Annotated in this window: 12 protein-coding genes; 3 read left to right on the top strand and 9 right to left on the bottom strand. The window is 30.7% G+C overall.

All coding sequences use genetic code 11. The features are described 5' to 3' along the window. Positions 1-19 precede the first annotated feature (19 nt). The 3 genes from CIW83_RS11395 to CIW83_RS11385 form a co-directional block, all read right to left on the bottom strand. Positions 20-2,494 (bottom strand): ABC transporter substrate-binding protein, encoded by a 2,475-nt coding sequence (locus tag CIW83_RS11395; protein WP_094901259.1) that lies wholly within the window; start codon positions 2,492-2,494, stop codon positions 20-22. Between the two features lie 164 nt (positions 2,495-2,658). Further along, complete coding sequence (locus CIW83_RS11390) at positions 2,659-4,770, bottom strand: methyl-accepting chemotaxis protein (protein ID WP_094901257.1); 2,112 nt, start codon at positions 4,768-4,770, stop codon at positions 2,659-2,661. A 208-nt stretch (positions 4,771-4,978) separates the two neighbouring features. Next, complete coding sequence (locus CIW83_RS11385) at positions 4,979-5,206, bottom strand: hypothetical protein (protein ID WP_094901255.1); 228 nt, start codon at positions 5,204-5,206, stop codon at positions 4,979-4,981. Between the two features lie 248 nt (positions 5,207-5,454). On the opposite strand from CIW83_RS11385, the gene CIW83_RS11380 reads away from it, so the two are divergent. After that, complete coding sequence (locus tag CIW83_RS11380; RefSeq protein WP_094901253.1) at positions 5,455-5,640, top strand: small, acid-soluble spore protein, alpha/beta type; 186 nt, start codon at positions 5,455-5,457, stop codon at positions 5,638-5,640. Positions 5,641-5,684: 44 nt separating this feature from the next. Here the strand turns inward: CIW83_RS11380 and CIW83_RS11375 are convergent, their stop codons facing one another. After that, positions 5,685-6,707, bottom strand: coding sequence for a pirin family protein (locus CIW83_RS11375; protein ID WP_094901251.1), 1,023 nt, complete (start codon positions 6,705-6,707; stop codon positions 5,685-5,687). Between the two features lie 214 nt (positions 6,708-6,921). Here CIW83_RS11375 and CIW83_RS11370 point away from each other — a divergent pair, with 214 nt between their 5' ends. Continuing rightward, positions 6,922-7,527: an FMN-dependent NADH-azoreductase gene (locus CIW83_RS11370; RefSeq protein WP_094901249.1), complete on the top strand. Its 606-nt coding sequence runs from the start codon at positions 6,922-6,924 to the stop codon at positions 7,525-7,527. A gap of 182 nt (positions 7,528-7,709) precedes the next feature. Here the strand turns inward: CIW83_RS11370 and CIW83_RS11365 are convergent, their stop codons facing one another. From CIW83_RS11365 to CIW83_RS11355, 3 genes are read right to left on the bottom strand one after another with little or no spacing between them, the layout of a single operon-like run. After that, positions 7,710-7,913 (bottom strand): DUF3006 domain-containing protein, encoded by a 204-nt coding sequence (locus tag CIW83_RS11365; protein WP_094901247.1) that lies wholly within the window; start codon positions 7,911-7,913, stop codon positions 7,710-7,712. 11 nt (positions 7,914-7,924) lie between these two features. Continuing rightward, complete coding sequence (locus CIW83_RS11360) at positions 7,925-9,106, bottom strand: MBL fold metallo-hydrolase (RefSeq protein WP_158220102.1); 1,182 nt, start codon at positions 9,104-9,106, stop codon at positions 7,925-7,927. A gap of 18 nt (positions 9,107-9,124) precedes the next feature. Continuing rightward, complete coding sequence (locus tag CIW83_RS11355; protein WP_158220101.1) at positions 9,125-9,895, bottom strand: GNAT family N-acetyltransferase; 771 nt, start codon at positions 9,893-9,895, stop codon at positions 9,125-9,127. Between the two features lie 293 nt (positions 9,896-10,188). Between CIW83_RS11355 and CIW83_RS11350 the strand changes: the two genes are divergently transcribed. Then, on the top strand, positions 10,189-10,371 hold the full coding sequence (locus CIW83_RS11350; RefSeq protein WP_094901243.1) for a small, acid-soluble spore protein, alpha/beta type: 183 nt from the start codon (positions 10,189-10,191) through the stop codon (positions 10,369-10,371). A gap of 223 nt (positions 10,372-10,594) precedes the next feature. Here the strand turns inward: CIW83_RS11350 and CIW83_RS11345 are convergent, their stop codons facing one another. Next, positions 10,595-11,458 (bottom strand): NAD(P)H-dependent oxidoreductase, encoded by an 864-nt coding sequence (locus CIW83_RS11345; RefSeq protein ID WP_094901241.1) that lies wholly within the window; start codon positions 11,456-11,458, stop codon positions 10,595-10,597. 85 nt (positions 11,459-11,543) lie between these two features. After that, the gene (locus CIW83_RS11340) at positions 11,544-12,449 is read right to left on the bottom strand and encodes a LysR family transcriptional regulator (protein WP_094901239.1); all 906 of its coding nucleotides are present in this window, start codon (positions 12,447-12,449) and stop codon (positions 11,544-11,546) included. Positions 12,450-12,944: the final 495 nt, after the last annotated feature.

Below are 12,944 nucleotides of genomic sequence, written 5' to 3'. Positions count from 1 at the left end.
ATTTTGAGTGTCTTTTATATTAGTTATCTGATTGAATTAAAACATTTTCGTAATTTATTATTCCCAAAGGACTCATCCTAGCCCCTACTATTCCCTTCTTTGAGGCTAATGCTATCTTAGGATGATAGATAAATACCCATGGACAATCATCTACTATAATTCTTTGTATATCCTTATATACTTCCATCTTTCTATTAGGATTTATTATTTCCTTTGCTCTATCCATAAGCTCTATAACTCTAGGATTATTATATCTTGTAAAGTTTGTTTGATTATTATAATTAAACAAAGGCTGTAGATAGTTATCAGGATCTCCTGTATCAGCTATCCATCTACCAATGAATATATGGCATTTTGCAATGGTATCAGGTTTTAGGTAATCTCTAGGAGAAACTTTACTTATTTCAAGCTTAACTCCTAATTCCTCTAAATCTTTAATAACATATTCACTAATTCTATAAAACAAAGCAGACTCAAGTTCATCTCTTATAACTACCTTTATAGGTCCTGATTTATATAATCCTTCTTTATTCAGTATTTCTTTTGCCATTGAAGGATTATATGGGAATTCTGGAAGATATGCATTATCTATAATTTTAGGAGGAATAGGACCTTTAGCTTCTTCTCCTAAATCTCCTAATAAATCGCTGATTATTTTCTTTTTGTTAATTCCCATATTTAAAGCACGTCTTGCCTCCTTACTCTTTGCAAATATGGAATTCCCCTCTAAATTAAATCCAACATAATATGTTCCCATTACATCGTTTAAATCTATGCTAGTATGCGGTACCTTCTTAATCCTTTCAAGATCTTCTTTGCTATTAAAGGTAGCAAAGTCATACTTACCTTCAATAAATCCTTGTACTATATCATCATCTCTATAGTTAACGATGATTTTATCTTGATAAGGAGCACCACCATAATATCCTTGGAAAGCTTTGAGGATACAGTATTCATTAGTTACTTCCTCAAGGATATATGGACCGCAACCAGTCAATTTTCCCTTTTCGGCATCTTCCTTAGCTAAGATACATGCACTAAACTGACCTAGATTTAGTAGGAATCCACTATATGGACTAATCAACTTAATAGAAATTCTATATTTATCTAGTACTTTAACACCTGTTATTTCCTTAGCTCTGCCATTGACATAAGCCTCTGCCCCTTCAATATGCTCTAAAAACCAAGTATTGGGAGACTGAAGTTTTGGATTCATCATCATTTCATAGGAATACTTAATATCATTTGCAGTTATTTCTCTCCCATTATGAAACTTTGCCCCTCTTCTCAAACTAAATATCCAAGTAACTCCATCATCTTCCACATACCAGCTTTTTGCTATACCAGGAGAAACCTCACCTGTGGCACCAATATAAAGAAGAGAACCATATATATTAAATAAAACTTGGGCACTGTCTTGATCATTTGATAGCTGAGGATTAAATTCTAATGGTTTGGAGTTTAACGATATATTTAAAACAGTTTCTTGAAAATCTTCTGTTTCAATCTCTTTCAATAATCTATCTGAAACAGCTCTTAGATCTTTAGATACACCTGACAGTATATTCAATGAAGTCTTAGTATATTGAGTATTTAGAGATGCAATATCTACAAGGGATGTAACTTTATTTGAATTGTTAGTCATATCAGCTGTTAAACCAATTACATTTTCTAAACTTTTTGTTTGCTTAGCTATAGCGTTATTTATTTCTTCAGTAACCTTTGTAGTGTTATTGACAGCTCCTATGATTTCATTGAAAACTATCATAGTATTATTAGCAATGTCTGTTCCCTCTTGTATCTTAATCATGCTGTCATTCATTGCCTTAATTGTATTAGCAACTTCATCATTAATCTCTTTAATTACTTCAGCTATTTGATTAGTTGATCTAGCACTATTATCCGCAAGCTTTTTTACTTCATTAGCCACAACAGCAAATCCTCGACCAGCTTCGCCTGCCCTTGCAGCCTCTATTGAGGCATTTAATGCAAGTAAATTTGTATTATAGGAAATATTATTTATTACCTTTAGCATTTCATTAATATGCTCTGATTTTTCATTTAGATTGTTTACTACATCTCTAGCATAAATTACAGATTTCTCTATTTCTTTCATTGCGTTAATAGAATTATTCACAGCATCATTGCCAGTATAGGCAATATCCAAGGTATCTGCTGCAATTTGTTTAGAATTCTCTGTGCTAGCGTAAACTTCTTCTGCTAATGCAGAATAATTTCCAATTTCATTTATAACATTATGAATAGAATCCATCTGAACTTCAACATGATCAGCTAAATTGTATGTAATCTCAATTAAATTATCTGTTGCAAAGGCTGTTTCATCAATTTTCATAGCAAGTCTTTCAACTATATGTTTCTGATTTTTCTTTAAGATTCCTGTATCTCTAGAGATTTCTTTTATTTCTACCTCATTATTCTTCCCCATGAGTACAGGTTTCTCTTTTTCCTTTTTCTTCTTTGGAAATCTAAACATCTTATCCCCCCATTAACACTAATAATGTAAGTTGTTATAAATTATACACTAAAGGTATAAATTTGTCTCATTAATAATATTCTACAAAAATTCTTAAATTCCTTCTTTTTAAAGAAATAAATACAAATAGACACCTAAAAATTAGATGTCTATTTACGTGATCTTTAATATTTAAACTTAGCAATGCTTTCTTGCATTTCTTCTGCTAATTTTGATAATGCTTCACTAGCACTTGAAATTTCTTCTATAGAAGCAGTCTGTTCTTCCATAGATGCGGAAGCTTCTTCTGTTGCAGCCGCATTTTCCTGAGATATAGCTGATAGATTTTGTATTATTTCTACAATCTCCTCTTTCTTATCTTCCATCTCTATTCCTGATTGTGCTATAGATTCTATTGCTTCCCTTACATTTTCAATAGCAGAGGCTATTCCTTGGAACCTACTATTAGTCATTTCTACACTTTCAGTTTGAGATTTTAAAATGTTACTGACTGCTTGCATTGTATTAACTGCATATTCTGTTTTATTTGTTAGCTCTCCTATTACTACTGTTATGTCTTCAGTAAAGGTATTAGATTCTTCCGCTAGTTTCCTTATTTCTTCTGCAACAACTGCAAAACCCCTTCCTGCTTCTCCTGCTCTTGCTGCTTCTATAGCCGCATTAAGGGCCAATAAATTTGTTTGTCCAGCTATGCTTCTTATCATTTGGCTAGCATTCTTTATCTTTTCTGCACTTTCATTGGTATTTACAATTATTTCATATATTTCAGCGGCAGAATCATTACTAGATTTAGTATTTTCAACAAGTTCTTCTATAATCTCAATGCCCTCATCCTTTAGCCTATTCACTTCATCAGCAGCATTATTTAGATTAATTAAATCCTCTTGATTTTTTTCTATCTCTGCTCCTAATATATTGATTTCTGATGCTCCTCTTTCTGTATCTTTTGCCTGTTCCCCAGCAGCTCTTGCTATCTCATCAATTGTTCTCGCTACTTCTTCAGAAGCTGAGGCTGATTGTTGAGTAATAGCAGTTAATTCCTCCGAGGAAGATGCTACTTGCTGTGAAGTGTCAGCAATACTTTTAATTAAAACTATAAAATTTTTCTGCATAGTTTCCAGAGACCTGGTAATAAGCCCTATTTCGTCTTTTCTGTTTGAATATTTTGTTACATTACCATTTTTATCAAAAGTTAAATCAAAGTTTGATAATCTGTCAATGATTTTAGACACATGCACAATTGGTCCTGTTATGGATTTTGTAATTATTAAAATGAATCCTATTAAAACTATTATTCCTATAATACTGGTAATAACAGCTATAATTGTAGATTCTTTTAATTCTTTAAATATTTCATTACGTGGCATAACTGATATATATGACCATTTAGCACCTGTCGCACCAGTATTTATAGGAACAACCACATAGTGTTCTTCTTGTCCTGTTGAGTGAGATATTCTGTCAATATTGGCTTTTTCTCCATTTTCTATAGCTTGCTGAAGTTCTTCATCATTTAATAACTCAAATGCATTTTTACCAAGCAATTCTTTATCCTTATGTCCTAGAATCAATCCCTCTCCCGTAATCAATTGAGCATATCCACTATCATAAAAAGTGACATTAGATATAACCTCTTGTAATCTATCTAATGAAATATCAATTCCTACTACACCAACTACTTTACTATTATAGATAATAGGAGATGTAATAGAAACCAACATAACATCTTCACCCTGTAATCTATAGGTAACTGGTTCTAATACTGCTGGTTGCTTTGAATTCTTAGAAGTCTGATACCAGAGTCCACTGTCATCTGAATTATCATATGTGCCGTCGCAAGCTTCGAGAGCTACTGCACCATTTCCTCGATTCCAGTTAGGAATAAATCGTCCCGTCTTATCATGTCCCTCTGTATCTATATATTCACTATCTTTTCCATCTAAAGCATTCGGTTCCCAAACTGTCCATACTCCTACTAGATTTGGATTATCCTCTATTGTATTTTTTATAATCTCGTTCATTGCAGCCCTATCTGTATTTCCACTTTGTTTCATTCCTTCAAATACCTTTGATAGTGTTGTGACTATTATTAAAGCATTTTCTACTTCATCCTGAGCTACTTCTACATATTTTTCTGTTTCTGCTGTTACATAGTTTATTGAATCTTTTTCTTGCATATTATAGGAACTGATTGTAATAAATCCAATAACTGATACAAATACTATTAATACAATGGATAAAATGCTTACTAACATTTTGATTTTGATGGATTTCACCTTTTTTCCCCTTCCTTTTAATAGACATTCAACATAAGATAGTTAACTTACTAATAAAGTTTCTAATACCACATATTTCTAGCACATATATACCCATCCTCCTTTTACTTTTATAGTTAATTTTAACATATTTCGACATAATTCGACTCTGTCTTTTTATAAATTTTTTCAACAAAAAAACCTTTACTCGAAAAAGTAAAGGTTGACATTATAGCCATCTCTTATTTACTTGCTTTACATTATAATCTCTTTCACTTACTTTGCAATAAGGACATTTCCGAACTCCCAAATCCTTATCTTTTTTAAAGATAACAGGCTTTGAGCAATAAGGACACCAAAGCTCTTTTGCCTTTAGTTTCACTCCCTCTGGAATGCTTATATCAGGATTTTTATTATTTATATTTATTATATCGAACATATCAGTTTGCTTATTCATTTTATCACCTAATTATAATAGATTAACATTAGAACTTATGTTTATTACATTGTACTATGGATGATTCCATTTGTCAAAAAAGAGACATCTAAAAATGAGATATGGATATATTATTTAACATCATAAGGATAATATTTAAAATTTATCAATAAGAGATATAAAGTTTTATATTTTCATTAAATTACATAGTATGAAATATACTTTAAGTATAAAAATAAGGATAAATAATTTAATTTGAGGTGATTTTTTTGACTAGAAAACCAGTAAACGAAAACGCTATGAAAGCTTTGGCAGAAATGAAATTGGAAATAGCTAATGAATTAGGATATGACCCCAGTAAAGGCAATGCAGCCGGAGGAATGACTAGGAATTTGGCTAAAATGGGTGAAAAACAGTTTGGAGAAGAAGACAGAGATACATTTTACCCTATTTAAATTTAAAATGCTCTTTTCTATAAATCTAGAAAAGAGCATTTTAATTACAGTCTTCTTTCTATAGTCCCATCAGAATATTTAGCAAAGCGAATTTCTTCACTAGAATGTACTGGATCGGTACGATCCCAAGGCCATCCACCAAAGCCAGTTTCCTTATAATCCTCATAAGCTTCTTTTATTTCCTCCATAGTGTTCATAACAAAAGGTCCATAGATTACAACGGGTTCATCTATTGGTTCTCCTTCAAGCAAAAATAAATGACTTTCTCTGTCTCCATTTCTTATAACTATTCTTTCATCACCTAAAAGCTTAATTCTATTAGATGAATCAATTTCTGTATCATGTATTTTGATAGTCTCTCCATCATAGTAATATAAGTTCCTAGTAATGGTACTAGAGGATGCTGGTATCTCAAATATTGCGTCTGGCTTCATCTTTATTATCCATATGTTCACATTATTATTCTCGTCACTTGCCCAAGATGCTGGTGCTGGTCCTAATGCTCTTATATCATTATATTTACCCGCTATAAGCCTTACTGAACTTTCTCTTCCATTAGAATCAACTTCCTCTATCACAGGAATATCTTCTGCCCAAAGCATTTTATAATGAGGGTCTGTAAATTTATCTTTTTTAGGAAGGTTGAGCCATACTTGAAATAAATGAAGTGGATTATCCCTATCCTTATAAATCAACGGAAACATCTCTGCGTGCTGCAATCCACTTCCAGCAGTCATCCACTGCACATCTCCATCACCATATCTACCACTGGCTCCATGTGAATCGGAATGATCTACAAAGCCTTCCAATACAATAGTTACGGTTTCAAAACCTCTATGGGGATGATTGGGAAACCCAGGTATCTTTTTACCATGATACATCCTCCAGCCATCTTTGATTTGGAAATCATTTCCAATATTTCTCCCTAACAAATCAGAATTAGGTGGTCCCAGCTCATCATTTCCCTTAGGATAAGCATCTTTATGATGAGCACAAAATAAAAACGGATTTTCAGTTCCCCACATAAAATCTAATTTTTCAATTTTAAGTATTTGATTTCTGATCATATTATTCCTCCTAATTTATTTTCTCTATTCCACTCAAAATTTATGCTAACTATTAATAACCTTATACCCTTTATTGAAATCTTCTATCCATCTCTCTAAGTTTTCTATATTTCTATATTCAATTTACATTCTTTCATTTAATTACCTAGTATTAATATTTTTTAACTATATAAACTAAAAGTAAATACTAGGTAAACATCTGGAGGAAAAACATATGAGTAAGTTATTATATATAAAAGCAAATGCAAAGCCAGAAGGCAAGTCAAGAACATTTAAGATTTCTGATAGTTTTATTGAAGCCTATAAGGAAAGTCATCCTAATGATACAGTCATAACACTTGACTTATATAATGAAGGTATAGACTTTTTATCAATAGATGATATAGATACTATCTTTGGACCTAAAACAAATGAAAACAGATATCATAGAATTCTAAAATATGCATATCAATTTGCTGAAGTAGATAAATATGTAATCGCAGAACCAATGTGGAATTTAAGTATCCCTGCAATTTTGAAGGCCTATATGGATTATGTATGTGTTACTGGAATTACTTTTAAATATACGGAAGAGGGTCCTGTCGGACTATGTACAGGAAAAAGGGCAATTAATATTTCTGCAAGAGGTGGAAATTATTCTGTAGAACCGTTTTCAGCATATGAAATGGGTGATAGATACTTAAGAACAATATTTGGATTTTTCGGCATTACAGACTTCACTACAATAGCTGCTGATGGGTTAGATGTCATGGGTAATGATGTGGATCACATTTTAGAAAAGACAATTAAAGATGCACAAGAAATAGCTAAAAACTTTTAATAACGGTTTCTGATTATCATAATCATGAAAATTTAATGCAAAAACAGATAGTCTATATTATAAGCTATTTAATTCTCAGGCTGTCAATTATCAGTTTTATTAATCTTAATAAAAATATACTTCCAAAGTACATTGCCTAAATTATGTACTCTGGAAGTATATAAAATAATTTCTCAAACTATTCATTCACTACAAAACAATCTATCAAACTTATTCTGTATCTTTTTCTTCCTCTCCTCAGTTTCAATTTTCTCCACAGTAATAGATACAACATCCCCTTCCTTAGCCTCTATGGGGAGTATGACCTTTGGGATTTCTATTATCTCTCCGTTTTCTAATTCTACTATGGCAAATTCCTCTTCGAATCTATCAATAGTAATTTTCATCCTTATCACCCCTAATCATCAAATCTAAATACTTCATTACCCTTTTTATCATAAAGAACAGCTGGATCACTCTTTGAGTTATTCCAGATATTTTCACTGCCCCAGATAAAATCACCTTGTCTTTCTCCGCTAGTTATGGTAACCGTAGCATTTCCCTTTAGGACATAATCTGGGAATATATATTCCTGATTACCTGTAACAGATAATAGTCTCCATCCCTCTAAATTAATATCTATTGATGAATCATTCTTTATAGTTACAATTTCTCCTACCTTATCAAGTTCACTAATTATCACTTGAGGCTTAGGTGAAGTATCATAGGTAAAAAGTTCTTTATCATTGAAGTTTATAGTCTTACCATCACTTTTCATTATTATTGTTCCTTGTGAATCCGTTCTATATATATCTACTCCTTTTTTAGTCAATCTTTCCAATATCTCTTTGTGGGGATGACCATAGCTATTACCCGTTTCTGAAGAAATAACAGCAGCACTTGGATTAACAGCATCTAAAAAATCTTGAGATGTCGATGTTACACTTCCATGATGACCTACCTTTAATACATCTGATTTCAACAATCTTTTATTATTTGTCAGAATTTCTTTCTCTGATAATTCCTCAGCATCTCCTGTGAATAAAAATGAATTATTTCCATTTATAAGTTTTACAACAACAGAGTAATCATTTAAGCTACCATAATTTTCTCCATTTGGTGCAAGAATAATAAACTCTGCACCATTTAAATCATAACTATTTCCTACTTTAGGCTTTGTAATAGACAAATTCTTTTTACTTATACTATCGAGTACATCTTCAAAGGTCTTAGTTGTAGCGATTGCATTCGGCATAATTACCTTTTCAATTTCAAAGTTATCAATTACATCATCTAAACCGCCAATATGGTCTTCATGCGGATGAGTTCCTATTACATATTTTAGCTTATTTATATTTTGATTCTGAAGATAGTTTACAACTAAATCACCATCTGCATTATTCCCTGCATCAATTAACATTGATTCATTTCCTTTTTTTATTAAAATAGAATCTGCTTGCCCTACATCAATAAAATGAACTTCTAGATTCTCATTTGTGACGGCCTTAGATTCAGATTCCATAATATATTCGCAGCCTGCCAATGAAAAAATCATATATATTGCCAATATTACTACAAAAATTCTTTTAATATTTCTCATTCTGCTTCCCTCATTTCTTTATTTTCTGCAATGAATTACTTGATCTATTTCTCTAAATCCTATTCTTTCATATATTTTTCCGGCTTCTAAATTCTCATATTGAAGATACAAATCTTTCCCTTCTTTAAGTAAAGTGCTACATAATAATTGCATACATTCTGTCGCTAATCCTTTGCATCTGTAGTTATTATTAGTTGCCACTCCTACAATAATAGCTGCATCCTCTGTTTCAAAATCAGTCTGAGCTACAGAAATTATTTTTCCATCTTCTTCAATACAAACACCACGACCGCGATTGCTATTTAATTTTTCCTCCATTACTTCTTTTGAACTAAAGCTTTGGAAAACCTCTTTATATAATTCCACTATTTTATCTAGATCATCTACTGTTATATCTCTTATTTTATGCTGGATTTCATAAGGTTCCATTTTATGGTCCCTATTCAACTTAGATATATAGGCTCCCTCCTTTATAGATGTAAATACCCCTTTATCTAAAAATTTCCCACAATATGATTTTGGACCTATTAATGAATCATATTTCAAAGTAGAGATTATATCAGCAAAACCATCTAAATCAAATTCTTGTGAAGAAAAGAATTGTAAGACTCCGCTATTTCTTCTAAATAACACAGCTATAAGTTCATCGTCTCTATATTCTCCATACATTTTATCATATACTTGCTTTTTACTTGACAGTCCTAAAAGTATAAAATAATTTCTTGCAATATCCTTTTCCACAAACTTTTTTACAATATGATATTCACTTGAAAGGATTTCTTTAATCATATTTTTCACCATCCTTATATTATATAATAAAAGTAGAGTTTTCCTATTCGTTATAAAAAACATAATCATAAAATACATACTCTAAATTATGTACTTTGTGATTATGTTTTCACAAATACTTAGCATATTGTCATAAAGACCAATCCTTAATTTAGAGTATCATAAGGGATAAATTTTATCAATATATGTTTAATTCCTAGTTCACTTACAACTATTTTCATTAATTTTCCTAGTATGAAATATGCATTTAATATGCAAAATAAGACCAAATAATGTAATCAGAGGTGATTTTCTTGACTAAAAAATCAATAGATCAAAATGCCATGAAGGCTTTAGACCAAATGAAATTGGAGATAGCAAATGAATTAGATGCCAATTTAACTGATGCTGAGAAGGCAGATGGGGCCATGGCTAGAGATTTAGTTATGAGGGCAGAAAAACAAATTACAGATAAAGATAGTTTTAATCCAAGTTAAATAACTATAGATGTTCTTTTCTAGATTTATAGAGAAGATCATCTATTTTTATATTTAAGGATTCCATATCCTTAAGCTATTACAGTCATTAATATTAGCATAACTTTTATTAATTAAATATATCTACTATATCTAATTAAATACTAAGTAAAAAATAGTGAAATAATTTATCATAAATAATCCAGAGATTAAAAAGACTCCTATTTCTAGGAGCCATGTAATCTTAGTTAAAGAAATCCTTATCTAATTTTTTAATTAAATCTTCTCTTAATTTTGTTAATTCTTCTTTGTAGTTTTCAGAGTCATTTTTTGGTGTTCTATCGTTTACGAATCTTCCTTTATTTTCAACACCCCAGAATCCAGCTGTATCATCATCCATAACTCTAAAAGCATTCATATATTCATCCCAAGCTTCATCGTTTATTCCTACTCCATCTCCTATATAACCTCTACCACCGCCTAGGAATCCTGCATTCATTATGGTATAAATGCTTTTTTCTTTTAACATTCCTTCTAGTCCCTTATCTGTATCTTGGTATGCAAATTGTTTAGCAAATACAGTTTCCATATATCCTTTAACTATTGATGTTGGAGTATCATGCCAATTTGGGTAACAGAATATAATATAATCTGCTTGTGTTACATATTCTTGTTCTTTTTTTATTTCTGGAGTTGGTTCACCAAAACCATCCTTAGCATAATAGAAATTTTCTAGTGAAAGCACTGGATTAAATTTCATATCATATAAATCTCTTAGTTCAACTTCTACACCTTTTTCCTCAAAATGTTTCATGGCTGTGTTAACTAGGTCATAATTTACACTATATTTTCTTGGATCACCTACTACAAATAATGCTTTCTTTGCATCTCCATCCGTAAAACCTTTTGGCTTATATTCCTCAACTAAATCTTCTGGTACAACTGATGCTGATGTTGTTCCATCGACAGTTGCAGATGTTTCTACGTCTATACTCTTCCCATTTTGTACACTCTCTTTATTCACTATTGGAGCTTGAGTTTTTCCACATCCTGCCATAGTGATAATTAAAGAAAATATCATAGCTGCCATTAATATTCTTTTCTTCATATGTTCCTCCTATGTAAGTTTATTTTATTATATTGAAATAGCCAATCTTAATTTGGCCATTAAAATATTCCAGTATCAAAATTAATCAACTATATGACTCTATTAGTTTATTGATGAAAAAAAGTAGTTCTTCTTTTAATATTTCATTTTTCCTTTTTACCATTGCACAAGTTATATCTAATCGTTTCCCTTCATAAGGAATCCTTGCCAAATCGCTGTGAATTTTTTTCTTACATTTCCAATCTATTTCAACAGCAAAGGATGGTAAATTATGCAATGCATCATTGTATGTTTTATTGCCATTAGCTAAAATAGTCTTATTCGTATCGGGGATACCTAAATACTCCATTTCATAATTTAGGCTAAACATTCCTTTAAATAGATAGGTTTTTTTCACATGGAAAAGTCCTTGCAAATCATCTTTATTTAAGATTGCCATTTTGCTTTTCTCATGATTTTTACTCATATGAACTTTCATTTCTCCAACAAAAAGATCTTGCAATTCTAATTCCTCTGCCGCTAAATACTGTAATAATTTTTTTCTTTGAAATTCACTATAAATTATAATCCCTATATCGCAATCCCTTTGAATTACCTTTTCTATAGATTCTTCAACTCCAGATTCACAAAGTTCAAATTCGTAGTTTTCATTATTATATCTTCTACAAACTTCGAAAAATTGAAAGTTGATAACTTCTGATCCAAAAGAAGCAATCTTTATCTTATTCTCATTTGATTTCGTTAAGAGTTTATCCTCTATAATTTCAAATTGCTTTACTATTGATTTGGCATAGTGATATACTTCCACACCATAAGAAGTCAAAGTTACCCCTCTATTATTCCTATAGAAAATGTTTTTACCTATTTCATTCTCTAAGTTTGTTATTTGATTGCTTAAGTTAGGCTGAGATATAAATAGGTTACTTGCGGCTTTTGATATACTGCCTGTCTCAACTATTTCCACTATGTACCTTAATTGATTGAAATCCATATTTTCCCCTTACCTTAAAATAATCTTTGATATATTTTAGACTATAATTAATATACAATAAGATTGTTTCTTTTTCAACAATCCAGTTATATGTATTTTTTGCTACTAATCATCTCAAATTTATATAGAAAAATAAAAGTAGCTATTGAATTTATGTATTCATTAGCTACTTTAGATTTGGCTTTAATATTATATATAGGTTATGATTATGATTTTATTATAATGTATAAGTTTTAATTTAGACTCATAATTAATAAGTTGATGTCGCATCCATCTCCTTAACACCATCTTTTTAGTTTTAAAGGGTATAGAAAATTACCTTAATATTCTTCCTATTTTTTAATTTCTTCTCTAATTAATTATATTATTAACATAATTGTTTAGATGCTCTATATCTATATCAATGAATATCACTACTCTTTCAAGATTGACAGGTTGCAAAATAATACTTGTCATTTTTCACAAGAGCAAAGTCTAACTTTGGTACTAATGAGC

Origin of the sequence: Tissierella sp. P1 (assembly GCF_002266425.1) — a bacterium.
GTDB lineage: Bacteria > Bacillota > Clostridia > Tissierellales > Tissierellaceae > Tissierella > Tissierella carlieri.
Note: the sequence above shows the minus strand (reverse complement) of the source record. Positions and strands in the feature narration are given on the sequence as shown.